Raw genomic sequence first — 26264 nt, forward strand, 5'->3', positions numbered from 1 at the left:
CAGAAAAGTCTACAATCGTCTGCGCATATGTATCTGGAAGCAATGGAAAACCATCCGTAACCGGTACCGTAATCTTATAAAACTTGGCTTATCAAAGTATTACGCAAGGATGTGGAGCAAAACGAGTATAGGTTACAGCCGTGCGGCTCGTAGTCCGATACTATGCAGAACCCTCACCAACGCATACTTTAGGAAAGAAGGCTATGTCGGATTTTACGAACGCTATTATCTGAAAACAGAAAGTCAGATTAAATTATTCTAACAAACCGCCGTATACCAGACCGGTACGTACGGTGGTGTGAGAGGACAGTGAGGGAAATAATCCCTCACTTCCTACTCGATTGCCTGCTGTTCCTCAACGCTATCGTGGTATCGATAGTGGTCCGGGAGCATTCCAGTTGTATATGTACGCTGTCTTTCCCGGTTTTCGACATATGCACGTTCCTGAACTGGCTGTAGGTCCTGAATACATCCGGTTTCTTTCTTTCAAACAACAATAGTTTGCTCTCTACGATATTATAATCATAAAAATAACTGAACAGGCCAGTGGATTGGGCTTCCAGGGAGAAACGGGAGTCGATTTTATGCCGTGTCACCTCGTCGGTGAACAGGAACCCAAGTATGAAAACCAGGGCAATGTACCTGGAAGGCGGCAGCAGGAGGGCTACCAGCAATAACACCGGGAACCCAAAAAAGCAGAGCAGGTAGGCGTACCTGGCGCTGGTATCAGGTTTAGACAACCCGTAGAGCATCATGCCGGTGCCGGCATACAGGGAAAAGATCACGCCTTCGGTATTGGAACCCCTGAATCCCCAGTTGTTGAGGAGCAGTAGTCCGCAAAGTGCCGAAAGGCAGGCAAATAAAAGGTGCGTATACCAAAGCAGTAACCTGGCTTCCGGCATATTGGTTTTTTTGATCTTGAAAGAAAGGGCTAATAAAAAGCAGATAGCCAGGATGTAAATGGTTATCATAACCGAAAAAGTTAGCGTTAGGCAGGGATGAATTTAAAAATATAAATATATAAATTTTTAATAATAAAAAATGGTTTATAAAGGCTTGATGTTGTTATAATAATTATTAATCCGTTCTTTCCTTTGCTTTTTCATTTACAAACAATATTTTTGCCCTGCCTTATTATAGGGCATTAAAACTTTTCAATAAGAATAGCATGCGTCAGATAGCTTTCAGACAAGCCTTAAGAGAAGCCCTGCAGGAGGAATTTCGTCGTGATGACAAAGTATTCCTTATGGGGGAGGAAGTAGCCGAATACAATGGTGCTTATAAAGTGAGCCAGGGAATGCTGGATGAGTTTGGTCCAAAACGTGTAATTGACACGCCGATCGCGGAGCTTGGATTTGCTGCCATTGGAGTGGGAGCCGCCCAGAATGGTTTGCGTCCCGTTGTTGAATTCATGACCTGGAACTTTGCTGTGTTAGCATTAGACCAAATACTTAATACAGCTTCTAAAATGCTGGCAATGAGTGGTGGCCAGATCGGTTGTCCTATTGTGTTCCGCGGACCAAACGGTTCCGCAGGCCAGTTAGGCGCTCAGCACTCGACTGCATTTGAAAGCTACTATGCCAATATCCCTGGTTTAAAAGTGATATCAGTATCTAACCCATACGATGCAAAAGGTTTGCTTAAAGCAGCCATCCGCGATGATGACCCGGTTATCTTCATGGAGAGCGAGTTAATGTATGGAGATATGGGTGAAGTTCCTGAAGAAGAATATATCATCCCTATCGGTAAAGCAGATATCAAACGCGCCGGTAAAGACGTGACTATCGTTTCTTTCAACAAAATGATGAAAGTAGCTTTGGGCGCGGCGGAAGAACTGGCAAAAGAAGGTATCGAAGCTGAGGTGATCGACTTACGGACAATCAGACCACTGGATTGGTTTACCATCCTGGAATCAGTGAAGAAAACCAACCGCCTGGTAATTGTAGAAGAACAATGGCCATTCTCCAGCGTTTCTTCCGAAATCACTTACCGTATCCAGAAAGAAGGTTTCGATTACCTGGACGCTCCTATCCGCCGTATCACTGCTGCGGATGCGCCAATGCACTATGCGCCAAACCTGGTAAAACTCTACCTGCCAGATATCGAGCGCACAGTAAAACTGGTGAAGGAAGTAATGTATATGAAGAAGTAGCTTCACGCGAACGTTTCACGCAAAGGGGCATAAGAAGCAAAGAAGCATAAGATATTATTTTAAGTGAAATAAGAAAGCAAAGGAAGGGAGATGGTGTTATATAACAAATAACACCATCTCCCTTCCTTTGTTTCTTAAAATCCGCTTAGGTCAAAAAAATCTTATGCTTCTTTGCTTCTTATGCCCCTTTGCGTGAAACATTCGCGTGAAAACCTCAGGAGAAGAGATCGCTCGATAAATACCTGTCGCCACGGTCGCAGATAATGCAAACAATTGTGCCCCTGCTCAGTTCCTTGGATAGTCTTAGTGCTGCCGCTACGGCGCCGCCGCTGCTCATACCGCAGAAAACAGCTTCCTCCCGGGCCAGTCTTTTACTCATGGCACGGGCTTCTTCTTCAGAAATATCCATTAGCCTGTCAACGCGCGACTTATCGAAGATCTTTGGAAGATAAGCTTCCGGCCATTTACGTATACCCGGTATACGTGAGCCTTCCGTAGGCTGGCAACCAACGATCTGGATACCCTGGTTTTGCTCTTTCAGGAATTTGGAAACCCCCATGATGGTGCCGGTAGTACCCATAGCGCTAACGAAGTGAGTGACCCTGCCGGCAGTATCCCGCCAGATTTCAGGACCGGTGGTTTTATAGTGCATGCCATAGTTATCAGGATTGGCAAACTGGTTAAGCATATAATAACCTCCCTGCGCTACTTTCTCGTTGGCATAATCGATAGATCCTTCCATCGATAATTCCTTAGGCGTAAGCGTTACTTTGGCGCCATAAACTTCCATGGTCAGCACCCGCTCGCGGGTAGCATCTGCAGGCATCACCAGTTCTATCTCCAAACCAAACAAACAGGCGATCATTGCCAGCGCTATACCCGTGTTTCCACTGGTTGCTTCGATCAGCTTCATACCCGGCTTGATATCACCGCGGTCTAAAGCTCCTTTGATCATACCATAGGCAGCCCTGTCTTTTACGCTTCCTGCCGGGTTGTTGCCTTCCAGTTTGGCGAAGATCTGTACGTTGGGATTAACGGATATCTTCCTTAATTCTACCATTGGCGTATTGCCAATGAGTTCTATAATCGATGCCATGTCTTTATATTTTATTCCTGGTACTTGTGTTCGGGCCTGTAATAGATCCTGGAGAAAGGAGCTACGCTCCTGATAAGCCATACGTTTCCGCCAATCACGCTGTGATGCCCGATCACCGTATCTCCGCCGAGGATCGTAGCACCTGCATATATCACCACATGTTCCTCAATGGTCGGGTGACGTTTGCTCCGCGCCATACTCTTTTCTATGCTGAGCGCTCCCAATGTTACGCCCTGGTATATTTTGACATGCGGACCAATCACAGTAGTTTCACCGATCACGATGCCTGTTCCGTGGTCTATGCAGCACCAGGGGGCAATAACGGCGCCGGGATGAATATCCACTCCGGTACGCGAATGCGCCAGTTCCGTGATCATGCGGGGCAATACCGGTATGCTCAACTGGTACAGTGCATGCGCGATCCTGTAAAATGCAATAGCGTAGAAGCCGGGATATGCACGGATGATCTCATAATTGCAGGAAGCTGCAGGGTCGCCCTGGTAAATAGCTTCCGCATCTTTCGTCAGTTCATCGTAGATCACAGGCACCCTGTTCATAAAGGCTTTACCCAGTTCTTCAGCAGAGGAGGGAAGCTGGGGAGCCATCGACTGCAACAACTGTTGCAACTGCGCTTCCAGATCTATGCTATATCGTTCCAGTGCTATCGGATCTTTGATTACCTGGCCGGTATGTTCGGGAAATAACCAATTGAGCAGGTTACTTACAAATTCGTCTACAGCCCCTGTTGCCGGATAAGCATTGGCTGCCGCCATTTGGTGACGCCGCTTCAGTGCTGCTAAAAAATCGTCGTTCATATAAGGAGCGAATTACAGGATCTCAACATTTATCCGTTGTGAAAGTAATGATTATCCTGTAAAATTAGTAGACTAATCGGTAATTAGCAAGCTAAAGGTCCTGCCGTTCTTTCCACAGGTATGCGCCTTCCATAATAAGGTCAAATACGGGGTCCTTTATATCGTAATACGCATCTACATCATCAGGAAAATACTTCGCCAACTGCTTTTTTATTTCTGCATACGCCTGGGCAGCATATTTGTTTGCCCGCAGGTAGTCGCGACACAAAATTGCGTATTCCTGGTTGAATGCTCCCTGCACCCGGACATGTAAATTGACGCGGGGTGTTTCAAGCATATACAAATGCTTTCTCAGCCCCGCCTCGGGGATGTCGTCCCGGCCTGGTGGCCGGTGGTCCTGGTAAATTCCTGTCTTTTTAAACCCCAGCTCTTCCAGCTTTTCCTGTATGGGAGCGTCCAGGGTTTCGACCGTAATCTGCATGTCAATCACATCTTTGGCGGGCATACCCGGCACGCTGGTAGAACCGATATGATCTACACGGATAATCCGGTCGCCCAACGAAGTCCTGACCTGTTCTGCAATTTGCCCGAATTTATCAACCCATTGCGGTTGATAAGGAATGATCTCAATTGTTGCTGACATGTTAAATGAGGTTGACTATACTGCAAGTTTAATTGATTATCTTTATTTTTGCCCGTTACGCAGCAGCAGCTAGCGGTTTTTATACATAACCTAAAACAATTATGGCTAATATTTTAATCATAGATGACGAGAAAAGCATTCGTAAAACCCTTTCAGAAATATTAAGTTATGAAGGATATAAAATTGAAGAAGCTGCAGATGGAATAGAAGGGTTTAAGATGTTTCAGGCTAAAACCTATGATGCCGTGCTGTGTGATATTAAGATGCCGAAGATGGATGGACTGGAATTCCTGGAAAAGGCGAAGGAAGTGAACGCTGATGTGCCTATTATCATGGTTTCAGGCCACGGAAATATAGATACTGCAGTAGATGCCGTAAAGAAAGGCGCTTATGATTATATTTCAAAACCGCCGGATCTGAACCGTTTGCTGATCACTTTGCGCAACGCGCTGGATAAGACCACATTGGTGACTGAAACGAAAACATTGCGTCGCAAGGTGCATAAAGTACCTGAAATGATAGGTCAGTCGGCCCCCATTATAAAGATCAAGGAAACAATTGATAAAGTAGCGCCTACGGATGCAAGGGTGTTGATCACCGGCGATAACGGGGCTGGTAAAGAGCTGGTAGCCCGCTGGCTTCATGAAAGAAGCAACCGCGCAAGCGGCCCGCTGGTAGAAGTGAACTGCGCTGCCATCCCAAGTGAACTGATAGAAAGTGAATTATTCGGTCACGAAAAAGGTTCTTTTACTTCTGCTGTAAAACAACGTATAGGCAAGTTTGAACAGGCCAACGGCGGAACCCTGTTCCTGGACGAGATCGGGGATATGAGCCTGAGCGCCCAGGCCAAGGTACTGAGAGCTTTACAGGAAGGAAAGATCACCAGGGTAGGGGGCGACAAAGAAATCAGTGTAGACGTTCGCGTTGTAGCGGCAACCAATAAAGACCTGTTGCAGGAAGTTGAAGCCAAAAACTTCAGGCTGGATCTTTATCACCGTTTAAGCGTTATCCTCATCCATGTACCATCATTGAACGACAGGAAAGAAGATATTCCTTTACTGGTAGATAGTTTCCTGGAAAGCGTTTGCAGTGAATACGGCATTCCCAAGAAAGGAATTGATAAGGATGCCATGAAAGCATTGCAGCAGCATAACTGGACAGGCAACATCAGGGAACTGCGCAATGTTGTAGAACGGTTGGTGATCCTGTCGGGCAAAACTATTTCTGCGGAAGATGTGAATGATTTCGTGGTACCGAACCGCGAGAGGAAAAAAGTAAGTTCGTAATAGCATGCAGAAACATCTGTATCTGATAAGCGGTTTAGGAGCGGATGAAAGAATTTTTGATAACCTGATCTTTCCTCCGGGCTATAAGGTGACTTATTTGCCCTGGTTCCAGCCGCAACCGGAAGAGCCCATCAGTCAGTATGCCGCCAGGATGGCGCAGCACATACAGGCTGATGGGCCTTGTGTTTTACTGGGTGTTTCATTTGGAGGCATTATGAGCCTGGAGATCGCCAGGCACCGGCCGGTCGATAAAATTATCCTGCTATCCAGCATCAAGAGCAGCAGGGAAAAGCCTTTTTATTATAACCTGATCAGGAAATTGAAGATACACCGTTTGCCAGATCAGCTGATCTACAAGCATAGGGGAGGGATAGTCAGGCGGTTCCTCAACACCGAAACGCCGTATGAGCAACAACTGGTGAACGAATACCTGCAGAAACAAGACCTGACATTTACCAAATGGGCAGTGAACGCAATCCTGCATTGGGAATACGATAACAAACCCGCGGAACTTATCCACATCCATGGGGCCAACGACCTGCCGTTCCCGGCCAGGTACCTGCAACCAACCCACCTGGTGCCCAATGCAGGGCATTTCATGGTTCTAAACCGGGCGGCCATCATCAACCAGATACTGACAGAGGTTTTATAGGCGACAACTTCCGCTTTTTTATTGCAAACCGGTATAAATCAGGGTTTAACCGGGTGAGAACGCCCTACATCTTTAAAAATATCAATATATTATCTTTAAACAGATTTTAAGAAAACTTTTGTTAAATAATAGCTTAAGGGTAACAACAGAATATTATATTTGCCTTTTTAAGCATCTAACAAGCACCTGAATGAATCTGGCATTTTGGAAAAAAAATAAGGACAATCAGCCAAAGAAAAAGAAATCTGTGGCTAGAGAATGGTTAGACGCTGGTATTTTCGCTATAGTAGCTGCCACGCTTATCCGCACTTTCATCTTCGAGGCCTATACCATCCCTACGCCATCTATGGAAAAGACCTTGCTCGTAAACGACTTCCTTTTTGTAAGCAAGATCAGCTACGGCCCGCGTATCCCGATGACACCACTGGCTGTTCCGTTCGTACATCATACCATGCCTTTCACTAAGTCTACCAAAGCTTATTCCGAGGCCATCAAATGGAAGTACAGGCGCTTGCCCGGATTCTCCGATATTAAACGTTATGATGTAGTAGTGTTCAACTTCCCGGAAGGCGATTCTGTGGCGCTAGGTACCGACGAACCAAGTTATTACAACCTGGTAAGGCATATGGGCTGGGAAGCTACTCATAACTCTTACAAGATCATTACACGGCCTGTCGACAAGCGCGAAAACTACATCAAACGCTGCATGGCCCAGGCAGGCGATACCATCAAGATCATCAATGGCGCTGTTTACGTAAATGGCCAGGCTGCACCGGTACCTCCGGGAAGCCAACATAAATACATCGTTGAAACCACCGGCGATCCTATCAATCCAAGCCGCCTGGAAGAACTGGGCGTAAGCTCTGTTGAATCGTTCGTTATGGGCAACAACAGGTATGTTTACAACATGACCCCCGAAGCTGCAGCCGCAGTTGCCGAGCTAAAGCCTGTTGTAAAAAGCGTTTCCGTATATGTAGATTCAGAGGCTTCAGCAATGTTCGATTCTGTGGCTGTATTCCCGCACGATACCGCTCATTTCAAATGGACAGAAGAGAACTTTGGTCCGCTCTATATACCTAAAAAAGGAGTTACTGTAAAGCTGGATGATAGCAATATTGCTCTGTATGAAAGAGTGATCAGGGTATATGAAGGCAATACACTGGAACGCAAAGATGGCAAGATCATCATCAACGGTCAACCTGCCGACAGTTATACTTTCAAAATGAATTATTACTGGATGATGGGTGATAACCGTAACAATTCACTGGATTCCCGTTTCTGGGGCTTTGTACCGGAAGATCATATTGTAGGTAAAGCATGGCTGATCTGGATGAGTTATGGAGAAGGCGGTATTCGCTGGAGCAGGATCTTCAAAAGCATTAAATAAACGTCTTTCAGGATATCAGGTAAAGGACTGGCTTTTGTGCCGGTCCTTTTTCTTTTGTATTTTGTACTCAAATAATAAACCCCGTTAGCGATGGAAAGACATCAGTTGCAGATAAATTTGCTCGTTTATGATTCGATCAGCGAGCTGGAAGACCGGGATGCCTGGTTGTTGCAGGAGGCCAGGGAAGTAACCGCGCAGGCTTACGCTCCTTATTCACAATTCCAGGTTGGCGCAGTGATACGGTTAGTGAACGGCGAGATCATTGCCGGAACGAACCAGGAAAATACCTCTTTCCCCGTTGGATTATGTGCAGAGCGTGTAGCCTTGTCCGCTGCCTCCGCCATTTATCCCAATGAACCCATCGATACCATTGCTGTAAGTTACCGCAGTTTGCACGGCGAAAATGACAGTCCTATTTCCCCATGCGGCATTTGCCGGCAAACCCTGGCAGAGTATGAGCTGCGCCAGGAAACGCCTATCCGTCTTATCATGGGTGGGTTGCAGGGAAAAGTCCTGGTAGTGGAGCGTTCCAACGATCTGTTACCTTTGGGCTTCAACCTGGACGCATTAAACCATTAAAATATATTATTGATTTTTTCTATTATTTCTGTATATATTTGTCGCGCATCTACGCCAGCGATTCATGAAACCCTGCCAATTTACGACCTACCTATGTTGTATTGTATTTTGTACTGCAATTTACAGTACACCGGTATCAGGTTACTTTGTTGAAAAAGAAGTTTCGGCAACAGGCTACCGGGGAAGGTTATACGTGAAAGAAGATTCACTGAAACTGGCATTAAAATATCAACAATTGGCACACGACTTGTATGACAGTGGACACTTTAAAAAAGCTATAGTTCAATGGAAAAAAGTATTACAATTGCAACCCGGTAATGCTTTTGCGATGTTTATGTTAGGAAAGTCGTATATCGGTGTAGGTGATAATAAAAAAGGAACTGCGCTATGTGACCAGGCAGTAAAATTAACAGCCAAATAAATCGTCGTTCCACCAGATAAATAAAATATTTGCCACAGTGTGGGAGATTTAAAAAACCAGCGCATTAAGGATAGGCAAGCTCCTTTTTCGCTGCGCTGCTTGCTGTGGTAGTTTTCTTCGGCAGTTTGGCCACGGTGGCTGAAAGCTGCTAACGCTGTGATCTTACGGGCACAGCGTTTTTTATTTCACGCAGGAGTTTCACGCAGAGGGGCATAAGAAGCAAAGAAGCATAAGATATATTTTTAAGGAAAATAAGAAAGCAAAGAGGAAGATTGTGTTATAATCTTACTTCTTTGCTTTCTTAATATTCGCTCTGGTCAAAAATTCTTATGCTTCTTTGCTTCTTATGCCCCTCTGCGTGAAACAAGCGCGTGAAACTACATGCGTTCGGGTACACGGATACCTAATAGTTTCATGCTTTGTTTGATGGTGTTCGCGGTGAGCATGATCAGTTGGGTACGCAGCAATTTCTTCTCTTCGCTGGATGCGCGTATGATAGAATAGGTTGGCACGCCGTCTACTTTCTCTGCATAGAAGGAGTTGAACAATTGCGCCAGTTGGAAGGCGTAATTCGCCACAATAGATGGACTTAATTCCTTGTATGCTTCGATAATAATATTAGAGAACTGTTCATTTAAAATTATCAGTTCCCTTTCCAGTGGCAGCAGCTCTTCTTTGAATTGAACAGCTTCCAGTGATGGCAGTTCTCCCAGGTCCCGGAGGATGGATTTAATACGTGCGTAAGCGTATTGAATGAACGGCCCCGTGAATCCCTGCAGCTCGATAGATTCGTGAGGGTTGAAGATCATCTTCTTCTTAGGGTCTACTCTCAACAGGAAAAATTTCATTGCGCCGATACCAACGGTATCAAACAATTCACGCAGTTCTTCTTCAGAGAAAGAATCCAGGTTCTTGCCTGATTCTTTTGTTTTCTCTTCAGCTGTTTTTACCATTTCATCTATCAGGTCGTCGGCGTCTACAACGGTACCTTCGCGGCTCTTCATTCTTCCTTCCGGCAATTCTACCATGCCGTAGCTCACGTGTACGATACCATCTGCAGATGGTTCGCCCAGTTTCTTCAGGATCAGTTGCAGTACCTTGAAGTGGTAGTTCTGTTCATCAGCCACTACGTACATGCTCTTTTCCATATGGTATTGGTCGTACTTCAGGCGTGCAGTTCCAAGGTCCTGTGTCATGTAAACGGACGTGCCGTCGCCTCTTAAAAGCAGCTTTTGATCAAGGCCGTCGGCTGTCAGGTCAATCCAGACAGAATTATCTTCTTTCTTAAATAATACGCCTTTTTCTAAACCATCAGCTACCAGGTCTTTACCCAGGAGATAGGTTTCACTTTCGAAGTACATCTGGTCAAAGTCAATGCCCAGGCGTTTATAGGTTTGTTCAAAACCTTCGTATACCCAGCTATTCATTTGGGCCCAGAGTTCCCTGACTTCGGGGTTTCCGGCTTCCCACTGCTGCAACATGATCTTTGCCTGTTGCATGATCTCAGTTTTATTACGGGACATTTCTTTAATGTCGGCCATAATTTTACTGGTTTTCTCTTCGTTTTCCTTTACTTCCGGCTTGTGAAGGGCAGTTACCAGCTTTTCCAGTTTCTCGGCTTCGGCGGCGTCAAAATCCTGGAAGTCTTTTTCCAGTACGCGATCGATGATCACTTCCGCCTGTTCTTTTACCACTGTTTCAAACTTCACGTAATAGTCGCCTACCAGGTGATCGCCTTTAATACCGGTAGATTGAGGCGTATCCCCATGTGCAAAAAGCTGCCAGGCCAGCATGGATTTACAGATATGTATCCCCCTGTCGTTTACCAGGTTGGCTTTTATCACCTCATAACCATTAGCCTTGATGATCTCTGCAATGGAATATCCAAGGAAGTTATTACGCAGATGCCCCAGGTGTAACGGTTTGTTGGTATTGGGAGAAGAATATTCTACCATGATCTTTTTACCGTTGGAAGGTAAAAAGCCTCTTTCCGCGTTTTTATATTGTTGCTGAAGGAAGTTGATCCAGTAAGCATCGTTGATGCTGAGGTTCAGGAATCCTTTAACTACATTGAATTTGGAGATCAGGTCAGGATTATTGGCCACTAAATATTCGCCTATGCTTTGAGCGGTTTCTTCAGGTTTTTGTCGGCTAACCTTAGTAAAAGAGAAAACAACAATGGTATATTCACCTTCAAACTCAGGTTTAGTGGTATTGATAGCAATATCTGCCTCTGAAACCTGCTGATTATACAGTGAATTAACGGCTACTACCGCCGCCTGTCTGATTGATTGTACAACACTCATGCTGAAATTAATTAATGCGAGCAACAAAGATAGGTAAAGAAGTTTTCACGCAAAGGGGGCATAAGATTTTTTATTAGAGCGGTTGTTTCACGCAGAGAGGCATAAGAAGCAAAGAAGCAAAGATTTTTGTTTTAAGGAAAATAAGAAAGCAAAGCAAAGGAGATTGCGTTATATATAACAAATAACGTAATCTCCCTTCTTTTGCTTCTTAAATTCGCTTCGATCCAAAAAATCTTTGCTTCTTTGCTTCTTATGCCTCTCTGCGTGAAACAACCGCTCTAATAAAAAATCTTATGTCCCCTTTGCGTGAAACAACCGCGTGAAACTAGAAGATGTAGAACAGGTCGATCTGGGCTACAGAGTTTTTGCGGTTGATCTTATCGGAGTCGTAAACGTTGGTCAGACCGAAATTGTACCTGGCGCCAATTCCGAGGCCCATATCGAATTTATAACCGAAACCGAAGTTCAGCCCGAAGTCTACGGTTTTCATATTGTCTTTTACATCTACGCTTACACCGCCGCTTTTAGCTTTTGCTGATGTTAAAAAGCCGATCTGCGGACCTCCTTCCAGGTAAAACTCGTCGATAATATGATATTGTGCCAGTACCGGTACATTGATATAATCCAGTTTCATGGTGCCTTCGGTGGTAACAGCGCCCCAAAGGATGTCATTTTTTACTTTGGTACCCTGGGTAGAGTATTGTACTTCCGGCTGGATAGCCCAGTTGTTGTCCAGTTTAAAGTTTACAAGCGCACCTGCATTGAAACCGGCTAACACTTTAGACCCGTTGGTGGAAGTGAGTTTAGAGAGATTTAATCCGCCTTTTACTCCAAATTTTACGTCCTGGGCCTTTACTGCCAGCATACTACCAATTAATAAAACGCCAGACAGAATAAATTTTTTCATGATATGATATTTTTATTGCCGGCAACCTGGCAACAAATGTGCCGGTTTTAAAAAATTGTGAAATATCAGAGCGCTTTCAGCATCCAGTTGTCACAGCCAAAATGACCGGTATTGCCCATAGGACCCGACAAATATTCAAACCCGAACTGTTCATATACTTTCCTTGCGCGGGCCAGTTCAGGGCTGGTTTCCAGGTAACAGTGCGTATAGCCCTGCTCTTTGGCGAATTGCAGGCATAAGGTGATGAGCTTTCCTGCCAGGCCTTTGCCCCGGGCCTCGGGAAGCAGGTACATTTTCTGCAGTTCGCAGATCTCTCCAGGTCCTCCATCCAGGGGATGTATCCCTGCCCCTCCAATTACCTGTCCGTCTATTTCCGCTACATAATAGATAGCCCTGGGTTTATCAAAAAGCGTAGAAAGATGGTCGGTGGCCGGATCCGCATAAGCGGTACCTGGTTTGTTCATCCCGAATTCTGTTAAGGTGGTTCTTACTATGTTGGCTATAATAGGGTCGTCGGCAGTTTGCAATACCCTGATGTTTACAGATTCCATGGGGCGAATGTAATAATTCCCGTTATAAAATAAGGGGTGCGCCTGAAAAGGCACACCCCTGTTATATTTATACTTTTTGCTGTCAGTTAATTAAAAGATATAGAACTCAACTCTCCTGTTCTTCTGGCGACCGGCTGCCGTTTTGTTGCTGGCAATCGGCTGTGTCATGCCATATCCTACTGCCTCGATTTTCGAAGCATTGGCGCCATGGCTTACCAGGTATGCTTTTACGGCTTCCGCGCGTTCTCTTGACAAGGCCAGGTTTCTTTCTTTACTACCTACGTTATCGGTATGACCGCTTAGTTTCAGGTTCAGGTTCTTGCGTTTCAGCAGGTCTGCAACCCTATCCAGCGCCGGGTAAGAAGATGGTTTGATAGTGGCTTTCGCGAAATCAAATTCCAGGTTCTGGATAGCTTCTTTTACTATCCGGTTATCTTCTTCCGTGATCACTACCTTTTCCTCTACTTTCTCCGGTACAGGTAATGGACAACCGGATCCGTCTACCTTGGTATTGGCAGGGGTGCCCGGGCATTTATCGAAGTAGTCGGAAACGCCGTCTCCATCGCTATCTTTTGTCAGTTTATCCACATCAGCCGTCAACCTGGCATTATTAGCGGCTGTAGCCTCCAGGCTGGCAGCCAGTGCGGCTTTCTGTGCCTGCAGTTCATCATATGTCTGTTTTGCAGGGTTATGCCACTGTAGCTGTTTTTTACCTTTCTTGCCCAGTGCAAACTCTAAACCTGCATAACCGTACGAAAATTTGTCTTTATTCGGTCCATGCCAATAGCCGTCGAGGTTATCGCCGTCTGTATAATACATCGTATAGCCCAGGTCGAGGTTTACATATTCAGAAAGCCTGAATTTCAAACCTGCGCCAACAGGGATTACCAGTTCCTGTATGCTTTTGTCGTTCGCCTTATATTTAAAGGTGCTTCCATCCTGGCGGGTTAATTCCGGTTTGTAACCGGCAATACCTCCACCTACGGAGGCGTAGAGCTGTACAAAATTCTCCCTGAACAGCCAGTTAACGGTGGTAATGTTGAAGACTGCATTCAGGGTAGCTGTCCAGTTAAGTTTAGTGTCAAAAGACTTGTAGGGACTGTTAGGAGCGGAACCGTTGCCCAGGTTCTTGCTGTTATCCCCTTTCAGGGTACCTCCCAGGTAGTCGGCCCTCAGGGCAAAAAAGTGCAGGAGCTGGTATTTAACATAAGCGCCATAGGCGCCGCCAGCTTTCCACTTGGTAAAATCGTTACTTCCGCCCGTTGCGGCAACCGGGGCTAACACACCGCCATTGACGCCAATAGACCATGTTTTGTAATCCTGCTGGCCACGAAACAACCGGGGAGTGGAGGTAGTGGTATTGGTTGCAGTTGGTTGATCCTGGGCCTGGCTGACTGCCGGGGTTATTGCTAAAAGCAAAAGGGCAGCGCTCCATAGAGTGGTTTTCTTCATGTGAATAAAAGGTTAATAGTTACAAATAGCTAGTACAGGAAATAAATAGTCAAGCAGGCAGGCGAGGTTATGAACAATTTGGGTTATTATTTATTTAGTTATAGATGGAATATATCCTGGCTGGTTAACACAAAAAAGCAGGTGTATAAATATCTAAGAACTAAATTGATAGGTCAAATATAAACTACCGGACTGACATAATTTCATATTTTTTTGCTTGGCATAATCATTGACAAACCAACGACAAATACATAGACAACTTACAACTAAAGGATAATCTTTTATACTATGGGAAAAATAATAGGCATTGACTTAGGAACTACCAACTCATGCGTTGCCGTTATGGAAGGTAACGAACCGGTAGTGATTGCCAATGATGAGGGAAGGAGAACAACCCCATCTGTAGTGGCGTTTTTAAAGAATGGAGAAAGAAAGGTGGGTGATCCGGCAAAACGGCAGGCTATTACAAACCCCGTAAATACGATCATGTCAGTGAAGCGTTTTATGGGTCGTCATTTCGATGAAGTGGCCAACGAGATCAGTCACGTTACCTATAAAGTAGTTAGAGGAGATAATAACACTACCCGTATAGATATTGACGGTAGATTATATACACCACAGGAAATCTCAGCAATGATCCTTCAGAAAATGAAGAAAACTGCTGAAGATTATTTAGGCCAGGAAGTTAACGAAGCGGTAATTACCGTTCCTGCTTACTTCAACGACGCTCAGCGTCAGGCTACCAAAGAAGCCGGTGAAATTGCAGGTCTGAACGTTCGCCGTATCATCAACGAACCTACCGCCGCTGCATTGGCTTACGGTTTGGATAAAAAACACGCCGACAGCAAAATAGCAGTATTTGACCTTGGTGGAGGTACCTTCGATATCTCTATCCTGGAACTGGGCGACGGCGTATTCGAAGTAAAATCTACCAACGGTGATACTCACCTGGGTGGTGACGATTTCGATAAAGTGATCATGGACTGGCTGGCAGACGAATTCAAGAAAGATGAAGCAGTTGACCTGCACAAAGATCCAATGGCATGGCAGCGTCTGAAAGAAGCAGCAGAAAAAGCAAAAATTGAACTGTCTTCTTCCCAGGAAACTGAAATCAACCTGCCATATATCACAGCAGTAGACGGTGTTCCTAAACACCTGGTTAAAAAACTGACCCGTGCTAAATTCGAACAACTGAGCGACAGCCTGGTTGAAAGAACACTGGAACCTTGCCGCAAAGCGCTGAAAGACGCAGGCCTGAACACCAGCGAGATCGACGAGATCATCCTGGTAGGTGGTTCTACCCGTATCCCTAAAATCCAGGAAGTGGTAGAAAAATTCTTCGGTAAAAAACCAAACAAAGGCGTAAACCCTGACGAAGTAGTTGCCGTAGGTGCTGCTATCCAGGGTGGCGTATTAACCGGTGAAGTAAAGGATGTATTGCTGCTCGACGTTACCCCGCTTTCTCTGGGTATCGAAACAATGGGCGGTGTAATGACCAAACTCATCGAAGCCAATACAACTATTCCTACCAAGAAATCTGAAACCTTCTCTACTGCTGCCGATAACCAGCCAAGCGTGGAAATCAACGTACTGCAAGGTGAAAGACCAATGGCTAACCAAAACAGGTCGCTGGGCCGCTTCATCCTGAACGATATTCCTCCTGCTCCGCGTGGTGTTCCTAAGATCGAAGTAACCTTCGATATCGACGCAAACGGTATCCTGCACGTTACAGCGAAAGACCAGGGAACCGGTAAAACTCAGAACATCCGTATCGAAGCAGGTAGCGGCTTAAGCAAGGAAGAAGTTGAAAAAATGAAAGCAGAAGCGAAAGCTAACGAAACTGCCGACAAAGAACAACGCGAAAAGATCGAAACCCTCAATAAAGCTGATAGCCTGATCTTCCAAACTGAAAAACAAGTGAAGGAATATGGCGATAAATTGCCTGCTGATAAAAAAGCTGCAATCGAATCAGCCCTCAACAAACTGAGAGAAGCACACAAAGCACAGGATGTTGCACAGGTAAATACAGCTATGCCTGAACTGGAAGCTGCATGGACCGCTGCATCTGAAGAGCTGTATAAAGCTTCCCAGGGTCAGCCAGGCGGCGCGGAAGGCGCACAAGCTAACGCAGGTGGCGCTCAGGGCCAGCAAGGCGGCGGTAACGACGGAGTAACCGACGCAGAATTTGAGGAAGTAAAATAATACGATTTCTCAGCATAAATAAAGCGAAAGCTATAAGGGCGTTTAATCCCCTTATAGCTTTCGCTTTTATTGTTTAAGCTTATTTTATTACTTTGGGCCCGGCGTTCAGCCGGAGATCCAGATGAATTATAGAATACGTTTCTACCTCCGCTATCATACCCACTACGGGCAAGATCTCTTCTTGCTGGGAAACCTTGCAGCCCTGGGTAACGACCTGCCGGAGAAGGCTATACCAATGAAATGGCTAAACGAAGAATGGTGGTATGCCGATGTACTGGTGGCCGCAACCGATCTTTCCCTTCTTCAATATCAATATCTTTTAAAACAACAATCAGATACCCATTTCGATGGTATTGTACGCCAGCTGAAATTGCCTGCAACAATAAAGGAACTGGTATTTATTGATAACTGGATGGATGCAGCCGATCCGCGTATTGCCGGTTTGTCGGCCCCTTTTGCAAAGGTGTTTTTTCAACGGCCGGTTGCCGAAACGGCCAATGGCTTTGCCGAAGCCACACATCTTTTCAGGGTACATGCCCCATTCCTGCCAACACGCCAGGTTGTTTGCCTGGTGGGCAACCAACTGCCCGGCGGTAACTGGAATACAAGGGAACCTGTACTCCTGCAATATGATCAGCAAGGCTGGTTTTCAGCGCCCCTCGATCTTAGCGCCGCAGCTATGCCTTTTGAATACAAATACGGGATCTACGACCTGGACCTGCAGCAGTTTGTAAAGTATGAAGAAGGAGAGAACAGGATATTGAACACCGCTGCTGCAAAAGATCGCCAAGTAGTATTGCACGATGGATATATAAGAGTAGAAACGCCGCAATGGAAAGGAGCAGGAGTAGCTATTCCCGTTTTCAGTATCCGAACCCCCGAAGGTTTTGGAACAGGCGAATTTTCTGATCTGCCGGCCCTGGGGCGATGGGCTAAAGCAAATGATCTTCAGCTGATCCAGTTGCTGCCTGTTAACGATACTACCCAAACCCACACCTGGACAGACTCCTATCCCTATGCCGCCATATCTTCCTTTGCCTTGCATCCCTTATATATCAGGCTGGAAGAAGTAGGCAGACTACCTGATAGTCATCCCCTGCAGAAACAATTCGACCGCCTACGTAAATGGCTAAACGAAAGAGAATTTGTGGAGTATGAAACGGTGACAGCCTTTAAGCAGGCGTACCTGAAAGCTTTGCACAGCCAGTTGGGAGCGCAGTTGCAGACGGAAACCTATTGGGAATGGTTTTCTTCCAATGAATCCTGGCTCTTGCCTTATGCAGTATTTTCTTTCCTGAGAGATAAATATAAGACAAACGATTTTCAACGATGGGAGGAACACCAGGTGTATGACGCGGATGCAATTCACCAGTTGATGATCACAAACGAAGCTGTTGCCAATACGGTACATTATCACTGCTTCGTTCAATATCATCTTCATCTTCAACTAAAGAAAGCCACAGAAACCCTTCACCAGATGGGCATTGCACTGAAAGGCGACCTACCTATCGGCGTTGCCAAAGGAAGTGCAGATGTATGGGTCAATCCATCTTCCTATCACCTTACCATGCAGGCGGGCGCTCCGCCAGACGGCTTTGCTGCGGAAGGGCAGAACTGGGGCTTTCCTACCTACAACTGGAAACAGATGCTGGGCGATGGTTTGAGCTGGTGGCAGCAACGCTTAAAGCACATGGCTGTATACTTCGATGCCTTCAGGATAGATCATATCCTGGGGTTTTTCCGGATATGGCAAATACCTGGCGGCGCAGTGAGCGGAATCCTCGGATATTTTGATCCTGCCATCCCGGTGGTAAAGGAAGAATTTATCCAGAGAGGGATTGACTGGAATGAAGACAGGTTTTGTGAACCATTTATTACAGAAGAGATACTGGAAGAACATTTCGGAAACTATGCAGGGATGATCAGGGCCGGACTGATGGAAATATCAGGCGGCCGGTACAGGTTATTGCCTGCTTATGCAACGCAACGGTTGGTACAACAATCATCGCTTCCCGCCGCTGTAAAAAACATCCTTCTGCAATTGCAAACAGACGTCCTTTTTATCAAGGCAATACAGGCGGGTAAAACAGTGTATCATCCACGTTACAGGATGGAAGAAACACGCTCGTTTGCCGCTTTAAAACCCTACGACCAGGCGCAGCTGAGAAGTTTGTACAACAACTATTTCCATAACAGGCAGGAAAATATCTGGCGTAAGGAAGCGTTGAAAAAATTGCCGGTTATCAGGCGGGCAACGAATATGCTGATCTGTGGAGAAGACCTCGGTCCTTTGCCGCATTGCCTGCCGGAAGTTTTGCGGTCGCTGGGTGTTTTAAGCCTGGAAGTGGAACGAATGCCCAAGAAAGCAGGGCAACAGTTTACAGATATCCGGCAGGCCAATTACCTGTCGGTGCTCACACCATCAACACATGATATGTCGACTCTCCGGGGCTGGTGGCAGGAAGATCCGGCAATAACAAATAATTATTACAGGAATATATTAGGCTTGCCGGGAAATGCTCCGCAACTGCCAGGCTACGGCCTGGTCAAAGAGATCATTCAACGTCACAGGGCTGCGCCGGCTATGTGGCGTATCTTCCAGGTGCAGGACTTGCTGGCGGCGTCAGGAAATCATACCTTGCAGGAACCCGACAGCGAACGGATAAATATACCTGCAAACACACAGCATTACTGGCGGTACCGTGTTCCGCATACTTTCACCCTTTATGAACAGACTGTATGAAACTAACGTTATATCCATACGAATTGAAGTTCAGGCATACTTTTACCATCTCCCGTAAATCGAAAGACGTGCAACCTTTGCTGGTGGCTAAATTGGAACAGGATGGAGAACATGGATTGGGAGAAACAGCCGACAATGCCTACTATAACATGACGGTTCCCCGCCTGGTAGCAGATATCGAAGAACACAGGTCATTCATCGAAAATTATCATCTTACCACTCCGCAACAACTATGGGAGGACCTGTATCCACGGTTGAAAAATAACCTGTTCGCACTGTGCGCGCTTGATATCGCGGCCTGGGACCTCTATGCCAAATTGCAGCATAAAAAGCTGTATGAAGTCTGGCAACTGGATATTTCGCATAACCCGCTTACCGACTATACGATCGGGATCGATACGATCCCTAATATGGTAAAAAAACTGAAAGATTTTCCCTGGCCTATTTACAAGATCAAGTTGGGCACCAGGGAGGATATCGCCATTATAAAAGCCCTGAGAGAGCATACCAACGCGGTTTTCAGGGTAGATGCCAACTGTGCCTGGCAGGTAGATGAAACGTTGAACAATGCGCTTGAATTGAAAGAGCTGGGAGTGGAGTTTATAGAACAACCCATGCCGGCGAGCGATACAGAAGGCATGAAAGTTATTTATGAGCAATCAGTTCTTCCTGTGATCGCCGATGAAAGTTGCATCCTGGAATCGGATGTAGCTGCCTGCAGGGGCCTGTTTCACGGTATTAACATTAAGCTGACCAAATGCGGTGGGATCACCCCGGCATTGCGAATGATAAAGGAAGCGAGGAAGTATGGAATGAAAGTAATGACGGGCAGCATGAACGAAAGTACCGTAGGTACTTCAGCAGTGGCGCACTTGCTTCCGTTGCTCGATTACGTAGATATGGACGGGCCATTGCTGCTGGCGGAAGACACAGCATCCGGCATCACTATGAAAGATGGCAGGGTCTTTTACGCTGATCGTAACGGCACCGGCGCCGAGTTGTGGTAAGGCTATACTTCCGGCTCGTACCACGATTCCGCAAGAAAAACATAATCTTCTATTGTGCCCGTTGCAACGATGGTTTTGCCTGCCAGCGGCATCAGTTCGTTAGGCATAAAAGGATTCCCGTCGGCCTGCCTGATAAGGTATTCGCCCTGGTCGGTAACGATATAAACAGCCAGGTGTTCGCTTTTGCTCTTGATAGCAAAAGGACGTAAAACAAGGCGGCCTGTAAGGGTGATGGTATTATTTGCTGACATACTCCCGGTAACCTAAGATTTGATTATTTTTCTCTTTAACAACTAACACCTTCCTGATGGGTGTTCCTTCATGTTCTGCCGGCTCCGAAAATACATGAAATTTAACAGAATGCGCCTGCTGATGATATTTCTTTTTCCTGTTGATAAATACTTTAGGAAGCGTTTTATCTGTGAATTGTTTTTCCTGCAATAATTGACTGATCGCTGAATGCACAGAGGGGTCCACTTCGTCAGTATCTGCCGGGTGTGGAACATGAATAAAATCGTCCAGCATTTTTCCTCTTGCTTCCAGGTTGTCTCTCCTGTTTTGTAATGTATTGATAAATATTTCGCGGGTTTCAGCGACGCCGGGGTCCATATTGTTCACCACGGGTTGCCAGGATGGATCGCCCAGGAGGTTGAACTGTGCTGCTGTTTTCAGTTCGAAGGGGTCCAGGGTCGGCCCCATTTCATTCAGGAACTTCTGGCGGGCTTCCAGGAGCGCTCGGCCTGTAGACGCGCCATTCAGCACATTTTGAAGGAAGAACTGCGTTAGCAGGTCTGCCAGTCCCTGGCCGGTTGATGGTCCATACGCGATGTTGGAGCTTCCCAGGAATCCCAGGGCTTTATTAAGCAGGTAGCTATTGGCAATACTCATTCTTTTTGCCCCGTTCTTCTTTGGATCAAATAACTGGCCGCCATAACAGCATTCGGCGGCAACTACGGTGCCGGGCGAGATCTTGTCTGCGAGGACATCCGACCGGAGAATTAAAGGGAAATCTGTCAGTTTTTGCCCATAATATCCCGGGTTGTTAATGGCGCCATGACAATTAATAAAATGCGTTTTAGGAAAAAGTTCTGTTGTCCAGTTGGTACCGGTAAGTTCATTGTCGCCCGGGGAGATCAGCATTTTATCGTGGTTGCCGAAGATGCCCAGCAGGCTATGGCGGGTTGATTCCTGCCAGTCGTAGGTGCTGATAGAAAAATAGGATTGGTATTCTTCTTTCGCTACCGGGCGGGCATTGATAATATTACTGAGAAGGGTACGCAGGTAATTGACATCAGCAACTGCGGGAATATCCGGGATACGGCCTACTACGCGGGTTGGAGAGATGAATTTGCCCGGATCAGTGTCATACGGCGTATCGCAGGCATACGGCAGATCGCTGGGGATGAAAGCATCCGGATCATGGTCGCCGGGCAGCAGGTTTTTCAGTTTTTGAAGCGGCACTATGTCCTGGGAACCGAGGATCACGATGTAGCCGGGTGTATAGAACCGGTAAAGCTGGTCGATAGCCTGTTTGCATTGTGCTTCATCATTATACACAGTTACCGGGGTGGCATTGGCCGACTGCATTTGAGCGGCATCGTCAAGAAAAATGATCCTGGTATCGAGAAGTTTTTCATTGTCGCGGGCCTGCAGGGCTTTCAGATCATCAAGGATAAGCTGGTAAGGTTCTCCGTATTTCTGCTCAAGTGCAGATCTGTTGGTGATAATAAGTTTCGTCGTCAGCATACGTATAAAAGGGGTAGCCATTACGCTGGATTTAATAGCCAAAAATATTAAATAAACTAATATTTTACGGAAGTTACAGGAGTATTTGCAAACTGTGAAAGTAAAGCGTATTTTTCTGGAAATCGATTTCCATAGTTATGAGAAAAATGATCCTGTTGCCGGTTTTGTTCATTTTAAGCAGTATTATGTCACAAGCCCAGACAATCGCCGTTTTTACAGTGAAAGCGGGGAAGTATGATCGATATAACAGTATAGTATATACGACAATGCCTGACCTTGCTCAGGGGGCTGTGGTGTTGGAAGAAGAAGTGAACGGAAAGAGGCATGCGGTAGCAGGGTACGTGCAGGGTACCCAGTTAAGCTGGATACTGGAAGGAGCAACGCCCGCGGGAAGTGAAAGGAAATTTGTACTGAGCAAGGAAAAAGCGGCTGCGAACGTTTATATGAAGGCGAGAACTGTAAATAACCAGTTGCTGTTGGAGGAAGGCAACCAACCGGTCTTGCAGTATAATTATAACACGGTACCGGCGCCCGGGGGAGTGGATACGCTTTACAACCGTTCAGCTTTTATACATCCTTTATGGGCTCCTAACGGGGTAGTATTAACGAATATTTTCCCTAACGCATCGCATATGCATCATATGGGCATCTGGAATCCATGGACGCATACTTCTTTCGAAGGAAGGGAAACAGACTTCTGGAATATCCAGAAAAAAGAAGGCAAGGTAATTTATGCAGGCGGACTGGAAACATTTTCAGGACCTGTATGGTGCGGTTTCAGATCATCGCAGGATCATATTGCTTTCCTGAAAGATGGGAGTAAAAAAACGGCGATACATGAGACCTGGATGGTAAAGGTCTATCCCGTTTATAAGGAAGGCACCCGGCGGTTATGGGATTTTTCCAGCACCTTCACGCCAGCGACCCCGAGCGGTATTACGTTGCTGCAATACCGTTATGGCGGCGGATTCGGATTACGAACAACGGCATACTTCACACCGGCAACCAGCCAGGTGTCGACATCCGAAGGAAAGACGAGGAAAGATGCAGACAGCACCCGTGCCAGGTGGGTAAAGATTTCGGGCGCCACTCCTGATGGGAAGGCAGGAATGCTGATAATGAATTTCCCGGATAATTACGATTCGCCGGAACCGGTGAGGGTTTGGCCTGAGAATATGGAAGGAGGGGAATTGATGTTTAATTATTCGCCTACCAAAATGAAGAGCTGGCAGCTGACGCCCGGCGCGCGTTACCAGTTAAAGTATCGTGTTATGGTATATTCGGGTGATATTACGGCAGAAGAAGCGGAAGCCGCGTATAACGATTATGCATACCCGGTGGAAGTAAAAGTAGAAATGAAGCAATAAGATGGGGGATATTTGTGAATTACCCCATTTTAATTTATTTTAGTAAGGTGAATGACCCGGGTTTGATTCGGTTAACCTCGAGAGAACCTGTAGATGCGGACATGCAAAACCCTATAGTAATAACCATTTCCTTTTTATGAGTGAACACCTCAATAAGCGTGGACCGGAAACTGATGATCCGCCTTCCTGGGGCAACGTTGTTGCAGGATTGCTGTTAGGTATTGGAGGTGCCATATTGTTTTATTCCAGATACACCCTTTTTCAACATACGGAAAACGCGACGGCAGCTATTACCAGAATAGAGAGTTTGGTTTACCAGGCTAGTGGTAAAAAGGCGATAGTGTTGCTGGCAGTTTATGCGGTTATTTCACTATCCGGTTTCTATCTGGCAATCAGCAATATAGTCAGATTATATAAAGTAAGATCTAAAAGAGATACTTAATGGATAACCTTCCTGAACTGAAAGCCCAATTGTTTGAAGTACACATGAGAGATAAGAAACAGGCGATGCAAGCGTTCCTTATCGTTGAAGTTACTTCTTTACTGATCTTTGCACTGGTTGGCTATGTCCTGCTGGCAGGCCGTCATGGCGCCGTTCCGCCGCCCGTTTTCTGGGTATTGCTGATGCTCCCGGCAGGAGCGGCCATACCTTATCTCATCCGGTTGAATGAAATTGCAAAAAGACCATACAGGATCGTTGAATTGATCGAGTTGCTGGATAGAGGAGAAGTGATCTGCCAACTCATCAACTATACAGATTACAAGATCTTTATCCCGCTGCGATCCGTACGCCTGAAATTTTTTCCTATGGAATATGTACAGATCGTTTTATCCGATCATCCTTCCTTGTTCAAATTGCCTGTTTCGGCTGAAAACGTAGAGTCGATAAAAACTTTATTAAGCAGGCCTGTAGCCCGCCGGTATGGAATTGGTGGAACTACTATACACTGGTCTGCCAACTGAAGGGAAGCAGTTGCGCTTATGATTGATCTTTCGTTAAAAGACTTTTCTCTAAAATGAATGAAAAATAACTGTTAAGAATTAAGGACACATTGCATTTCATAGTTTAAATTCGCCCCATTGTTAACCCGTTAGCAGTTAGTTGAACTGCTAGTTAATTTTCATCGTTTGTTAGCCATGAATAAAAGTATAGGTATTGGTGGAATTGAAGTAACTCCCACCGCCAGTGAGGCAATTGTTGATATTGCACATAACCGGACATTGTTTATTGAACAGTTAACCAGTGACCCACCCGAACAGCCGGTAATAGTTCAGGGGTTGACCAATATTTCCCAGGTATTTGAATATTTCCATCCTGCCGTCCATATCCGCTTCCAGGGGGAGGATGGGCAAGCGGTAGAAGAAAAACTGGCATTTACCCAACTGTCGGGGTTTAGCATAAAAGGGCTTTCCCAGCAAAGTGTTTTCCTGAAAGATCTTTCCTCGGAAAGAGAACAATATGTAAAAATGATGCAGCAATTAGCAGGGAATAAACGGCTGATAGCCGCCCTGGAAGATCCTGCAGCCAGGAGGGCGCTTCTTTCCACTATTCAATCTATGATCTCCACGTTGGAAAATATTAATGTTATTAACCCTTGACTTATTATGGCCAGAACACAACTGCAAAAGGAAGTACCCGCATTTGACATAACCATGCAGGCCGAGCAATTGGTTAAGTTCGGCGGGTTTGACCTGCTTGAAAATACAATTGAAGGAGCCCAGAATTTAAACCCTGAACGGAAAGCAAGAAAGGAGATCTTTCTATCAGAAACTTCCAGGCAAGCGGATAGGGAGGCATTAAAGAAGGCGCTTTATTTGTGGCAGCAACTATTGATGAATTCTGGAACAGTGGATGAAATGAGGAATTATTGCGATAACAAGGTCCAGTCTTTGTCGGGTGTGTTGCTTGCCAACATTAAACAGGCGCTCGACACAATAAAAGAATTAGAAAAAAGCTACCGGAACGTCGCATTATTCTTTGCAAACACCGGCCAGGATAAGGTGAAAAATATTTCTTTTGTCAACGCTTCGTTAGCCCAACTGAAAGATCTGGATAACACCCAGTTCATTGATGCCGTGGAAACAGAGCTGGTAAAACATTACGACAGGTTAGACCTTAAAGAGAATTATAGTTTGTTGGTAATACCTGGTTACCTGGGGGCAAACAAGATCATAGAAAAGTGGGCGCAGATCGCGCACCGGAACAAAGTAATGCTGATAACGGATTTTGCCCACCTGGATGCGCCCGATGATGTGATGGAGATGTTTGATTCAGCTAACCTGACGGGAGGAGAAATACATCGCTCGAATGTGATCATGCTCTGCAACTGGATCATTGGCAGGGAAAAGTACCTGTCTGTAAACGAAGAAGACCATTTATATATACCTCCCTCAGGAGCTTATGCAGGTAAAATATACCAGACATTAATGTCGCAGGTGGCGGCTGGTAAGAAGTTTGGATCATTGGAAGAAGTGGATGCAGTAAAGTTTGCATTGAAGAAAAGCGAGGTAGCGGTTCTGGAGAAAATGGGATTGATCCCGCTGGTGAAAGAGTACGGGAAGGTGATGGCATTCAGTGCGAAAACATTGTTTAACGGCGATAACCTGGGTCTTCAAACCTATTCCGTAGTAAGGGTATTTGATTTTGTTACAAAAGTATTGATGGATTTCCTTAACAGGAGGGCTTTTGAGAACTTTAATGCCAACACAAGAAAGGATGTAGTAAGACAAATAGTCCGCTTCCTGGACGGAATTACAGGGCCCGACAAACTAATAGAAGATTTCAGTATCCAGCGGTTTGAACAGGATCCCCGGCAGAAGGATCGGGTGTACCTGGATGTTCATTTGAAACCTTACTTCCCTGCAAAAAACTTTCTGATCAGGATGGATGGGCAGAAAGGAGATGAAGGAACAGACTGGGATACGGCGTATGAGGAAGATCATAAAAAATAG

At 45.8% G+C, this 26264-nt stretch carries 24 protein-coding genes; 14 read left to right on the forward strand and 10 right to left on the reverse strand.

Translation table 11 applies throughout. The annotated features are described in order from the left end of the window. Positions 1–326: 326 nt before the first annotated feature. Positions 327–971: a hypothetical protein gene (locus BLV62_RS26185; protein WP_089765805.1), complete on the reverse strand. Its 645-nt coding sequence runs from the start codon at positions 969–971 to the stop codon at positions 327–329. A gap of 197 nt (positions 972–1168) precedes the next feature. Between BLV62_RS26185 and BLV62_RS26190 the strand changes: the two genes are divergently transcribed. After that, on the forward strand, positions 1169–2152 hold the full coding sequence (locus BLV62_RS26190; protein ID WP_089765807.1) for a pyruvate dehydrogenase complex E1 component subunit beta: 984 nt from the start codon (positions 1169–1171) through the stop codon (positions 2150–2152). Positions 2153–2366: 214 nt separating this feature from the next. Here the strand turns inward: BLV62_RS26190 and cysM are convergent, their stop codons facing one another. The 3 genes from cysM to BLV62_RS26205 form a co-directional block, all read right to left on the reverse strand. Next, positions 2367–3248, reverse strand: coding sequence for a cysteine synthase CysM (gene cysM / locus BLV62_RS26195; RefSeq protein ID WP_089765809.1), 882 nt, complete (start codon positions 3246–3248; stop codon positions 2367–2369). An 11-nt stretch (positions 3249–3259) separates the two neighbouring features. After that, complete coding sequence (locus BLV62_RS26200) at positions 3260–4063, reverse strand: serine O-acetyltransferase (protein WP_089765811.1); 804 nt, start codon at positions 4061–4063, stop codon at positions 3260–3262. Between the two features lie 91 nt (positions 4064–4154). Beyond that, entirely contained in the window at positions 4155–4706 is a 552-nt protein-coding gene (locus BLV62_RS26205; RefSeq protein ID WP_089765813.1) for a GrpB family protein, read from the reverse strand. Positions 4707–4807: 101 nt separating this feature from the next. Between BLV62_RS26205 and BLV62_RS26210 the strand changes: the two genes are divergently transcribed. The 5 genes from BLV62_RS26210 (at position 4808) to BLV62_RS28210 (ending at position 9031) form a co-directional block, all read left to right on the forward strand. Beyond that, positions 4808–5992, forward strand: coding sequence for a sigma-54-dependent transcriptional regulator (locus BLV62_RS26210; protein ID WP_089765815.1), 1185 nt, complete (start codon positions 4808–4810; stop codon positions 5990–5992). 4 nt (positions 5993–5996) lie between these two features. Beyond that, positions 5997–6644, forward strand: coding sequence for an alpha/beta fold hydrolase (locus BLV62_RS26215; protein ID WP_089765817.1), 648 nt, complete (start codon positions 5997–5999; stop codon positions 6642–6644). Between the two features lie 190 nt (positions 6645–6834). Further along, positions 6835–8031, forward strand: coding sequence for a signal peptidase I (lepB, locus tag BLV62_RS26220; RefSeq protein WP_089765819.1), 1197 nt, complete (start codon positions 6835–6837; stop codon positions 8029–8031). 90 nt (positions 8032–8121) lie between these two features. Continuing rightward, entirely contained in the window at positions 8122–8610 is a 489-nt protein-coding gene (locus BLV62_RS26225) for a cytidine deaminase (protein WP_089765820.1), read from the forward strand. A gap of 193 nt (positions 8611–8803) precedes the next feature. Next, positions 8804–9031 (forward strand): hypothetical protein, encoded by a 228-nt coding sequence (locus tag BLV62_RS28210; protein ID WP_139170404.1) that lies wholly within the window; start codon positions 8804–8806, stop codon positions 9029–9031. A gap of 377 nt (positions 9032–9408) precedes the next feature. On the opposite strand, the gene argS is transcribed toward BLV62_RS28210, so the two are convergent. The 4 genes from argS to BLV62_RS26250 form a co-directional block, all read right to left on the reverse strand. Then, positions 9409–11337: an arginine--tRNA ligase gene (gene argS, locus BLV62_RS26235; RefSeq protein ID WP_089765824.1), complete on the reverse strand. Its 1929-nt coding sequence runs from the start codon at positions 11335–11337 to the stop codon at positions 9409–9411. A gap of 325 nt (positions 11338–11662) precedes the next feature. After that, on the reverse strand, positions 11663–12244 hold the full coding sequence (locus BLV62_RS26240) for a porin family protein (RefSeq protein ID WP_089765826.1): 582 nt from the start codon (positions 12242–12244) through the stop codon (positions 11663–11665). Between the two features lie 65 nt (positions 12245–12309). Beyond that, on the reverse strand, positions 12310–12795 hold the full coding sequence (locus BLV62_RS26245) for a GNAT family N-acetyltransferase (protein ID WP_089765828.1): 486 nt from the start codon (positions 12793–12795) through the stop codon (positions 12310–12312). A gap of 90 nt (positions 12796–12885) precedes the next feature. Beyond that, positions 12886–14247, reverse strand: a complete 1362-nt coding sequence (locus BLV62_RS26250; protein WP_089765830.1) for an OmpA family protein — start codon at positions 14245–14247, stop codon at positions 12886–12888. Positions 14248–14535: 288 nt separating this feature from the next. On the opposite strand from BLV62_RS26250, the gene dnaK reads away from it, so the two are divergent. The 3 genes from dnaK to BLV62_RS26265 all read left to right on the forward strand — a co-directional run bounded on the left by dnaK (position 14536) and on the right by BLV62_RS26265 (position 20199). After that, positions 14536–16449, forward strand: coding sequence for a molecular chaperone DnaK (dnaK, locus tag BLV62_RS26255; RefSeq protein ID WP_089765832.1), 1914 nt, complete (start codon positions 14536–14538; stop codon positions 16447–16449). 121 nt (positions 16450–16570) lie between these two features. Continuing rightward, on the forward strand, positions 16571–19192 hold the full coding sequence (locus tag BLV62_RS26260) for a 4-alpha-glucanotransferase (protein ID WP_089765834.1): 2622 nt from the start codon (positions 16571–16573) through the stop codon (positions 19190–19192). Further along, the gene (locus BLV62_RS26265) at positions 19189–20199 is read left to right on the forward strand and encodes a dipeptide epimerase (RefSeq protein ID WP_089765835.1); all 1011 of its coding nucleotides are present in this window, start codon (positions 19189–19191) and stop codon (positions 20197–20199) included. The genes BLV62_RS26260 and BLV62_RS26265 overlap by 4 nt, the downstream gene beginning before the upstream one ends. Positions 20200–20201: 2 nt before the next feature. On the opposite strand, the gene BLV62_RS26270 is transcribed toward BLV62_RS26265, so the two are convergent. Both BLV62_RS26270 and BLV62_RS26275 read right to left on the reverse strand, forming a co-directional pair. Then, the gene (locus BLV62_RS26270) at positions 20202–20450 is read right to left on the reverse strand and encodes a hypothetical protein (RefSeq protein ID WP_089765837.1); all 249 of its coding nucleotides are present in this window, start codon (positions 20448–20450) and stop codon (positions 20202–20204) included. After that, positions 20437–21966: a C25 family cysteine peptidase gene (locus BLV62_RS26275; RefSeq protein WP_089765839.1), complete on the reverse strand. Its 1530-nt coding sequence runs from the start codon at positions 21964–21966 to the stop codon at positions 20437–20439. The genes BLV62_RS26270 and BLV62_RS26275 overlap by 14 nt, the downstream gene beginning before the upstream one ends. A 116-nt stretch (positions 21967–22082) precedes the next feature. On the opposite strand from BLV62_RS26275, the gene BLV62_RS26280 reads away from it, so the two are divergent. The 5 genes from BLV62_RS26280 to BLV62_RS26300 all read left to right on the forward strand — a co-directional run bounded on the left by BLV62_RS26280 (position 22083) and on the right by BLV62_RS26300 (position 26264). Further along, a complete protein-coding gene (locus BLV62_RS26280) occupies positions 22083–23312 on the forward strand; it encodes a DUF6807 domain-containing protein (RefSeq protein ID WP_089765841.1) in 1230 nt (409 codons plus the stop codon). Between the two features lie 136 nt (positions 23313–23448). Next, entirely contained in the window at positions 23449–23754 is a 306-nt protein-coding gene (locus BLV62_RS26285; RefSeq protein WP_089765843.1) for a hypothetical protein, read from the forward strand. Continuing rightward, the gene (locus BLV62_RS26290; protein ID WP_089765845.1) at positions 23754–24275 is read left to right on the forward strand and encodes a hypothetical protein; all 522 of its coding nucleotides are present in this window, start codon (positions 23754–23756) and stop codon (positions 24273–24275) included. Before BLV62_RS26285 ends, BLV62_RS26290 begins: the two co-directional genes overlap by 1 nt. A 174-nt stretch (positions 24276–24449) precedes the next feature. Further along, complete coding sequence (locus tag BLV62_RS26295) at positions 24450–24911, forward strand: hypothetical protein (protein ID WP_089765847.1); 462 nt, start codon at positions 24450–24452, stop codon at positions 24909–24911. Between the two features lie 6 nt (positions 24912–24917). Continuing rightward, positions 24918–26264 (forward strand): DUF5458 family protein, encoded by a 1347-nt coding sequence (locus BLV62_RS26300; RefSeq protein WP_089765848.1) that lies wholly within the window; start codon positions 24918–24920, stop codon positions 26262–26264.

Source organism: Chitinophaga terrae (ex Kim and Jung 2007), assembly GCF_900107795.1.
Lineage (GTDB): Bacteria > Bacteroidota > Bacteroidia > Chitinophagales > Chitinophagaceae > Chitinophaga > Chitinophaga terrae.

Excerpts from the sequence above, each read along its gene's own strand:
- BLV62_RS26185 (WP_089765805.1), bottom strand. The coding sequence starts at position 971 with ATGATAACCATTTACATCCTGGCTATCTGCTTTTTATTAGCCCTTTCT.
- BLV62_RS26190 (WP_089765807.1), top strand. The coding sequence starts at position 1,169 with ATGCGTCAGATAGCTTTCAGACAAGCCTTAAGAGAAGCCCTGCAGGAG.
- cysM (WP_089765809.1), bottom strand. The coding sequence starts at position 3,248 with ATGGCATCGATTATAGAACTCATTGGCAATACGCCAATGGTAGAATTA.
- BLV62_RS26200 (WP_089765811.1), bottom strand. The coding sequence starts at position 4,063 with ATGAACGACGATTTTTTAGCAGCACTGAAGCGGCGTCACCAAATGGCG.
- BLV62_RS26205 (WP_089765813.1), bottom strand. The coding sequence starts at position 4,706 with ATGTCAGCAACAATTGAGATCATTCCTTATCAACCGCAATGGGTTGAT.
- BLV62_RS26210 (WP_089765815.1), top strand. The coding sequence starts at position 4,808 with ATGGCTAATATTTTAATCATAGATGACGAGAAAAGCATTCGTAAAACC.
- BLV62_RS26215 (WP_089765817.1), top strand. The coding sequence starts at position 5,997 with ATGCAGAAACATCTGTATCTGATAAGCGGTTTAGGAGCGGATGAAAGA.
- lepB (WP_089765819.1), top strand. The coding sequence starts at position 6,835 with ATGAATCTGGCATTTTGGAAAAAAAATAAGGACAATCAGCCAAAGAAA.
- BLV62_RS26225 (WP_089765820.1), top strand. The coding sequence starts at position 8,122 with ATGGAAAGACATCAGTTGCAGATAAATTTGCTCGTTTATGATTCGATC.
- argS (WP_089765824.1), bottom strand. The coding sequence starts at position 11,337 with ATGAGTGTTGTACAATCAATCAGACAGGCGGCGGTAGTAGCCGTTAAT.
- BLV62_RS26240 (WP_089765826.1), bottom strand. The coding sequence starts at position 12,244 with ATGAAAAAATTTATTCTGTCTGGCGTTTTATTAATTGGTAGTATGCTG.
- BLV62_RS26245 (WP_089765828.1), bottom strand. The coding sequence starts at position 12,795 with ATGGAATCTGTAAACATCAGGGTATTGCAAACTGCCGACGACCCTATT.
- BLV62_RS26250 (WP_089765830.1), bottom strand. The coding sequence starts at position 14,247 with ATGAAGAAAACCACTCTATGGAGCGCTGCCCTTTTGCTTTTAGCAATA.
- dnaK (WP_089765832.1), top strand. The coding sequence starts at position 14,536 with ATGGGAAAAATAATAGGCATTGACTTAGGAACTACCAACTCATGCGTT.
- BLV62_RS26260 (WP_089765834.1), top strand. The coding sequence starts at position 16,571 with ATGAATTATAGAATACGTTTCTACCTCCGCTATCATACCCACTACGGG.
- BLV62_RS26265 (WP_089765835.1), top strand. The coding sequence starts at position 19,189 with ATGAAACTAACGTTATATCCATACGAATTGAAGTTCAGGCATACTTTT.
- BLV62_RS26270 (WP_089765837.1), bottom strand. The coding sequence starts at position 20,450 with ATGTCAGCAAATAATACCATCACCCTTACAGGCCGCCTTGTTTTACGT.
- BLV62_RS26275 (WP_089765839.1), bottom strand. The coding sequence starts at position 21,966 with ATGGCTACCCCTTTTATACGTATGCTGACGACGAAACTTATTATCACC.
- BLV62_RS26280 (WP_089765841.1), top strand. The coding sequence starts at position 22,083 with ATGAGAAAAATGATCCTGTTGCCGGTTTTGTTCATTTTAAGCAGTATT.
- BLV62_RS26285 (WP_089765843.1), top strand. The coding sequence starts at position 23,449 with ATGAGTGAACACCTCAATAAGCGTGGACCGGAAACTGATGATCCGCCT.
- BLV62_RS26290 (WP_089765845.1), top strand. The coding sequence starts at position 23,754 with ATGGATAACCTTCCTGAACTGAAAGCCCAATTGTTTGAAGTACACATG.
- BLV62_RS26295 (WP_089765847.1), top strand. The coding sequence starts at position 24,450 with ATGAATAAAAGTATAGGTATTGGTGGAATTGAAGTAACTCCCACCGCC.
- BLV62_RS26300 (WP_089765848.1), top strand. The coding sequence starts at position 24,918 with ATGGCCAGAACACAACTGCAAAAGGAAGTACCCGCATTTGACATAACC.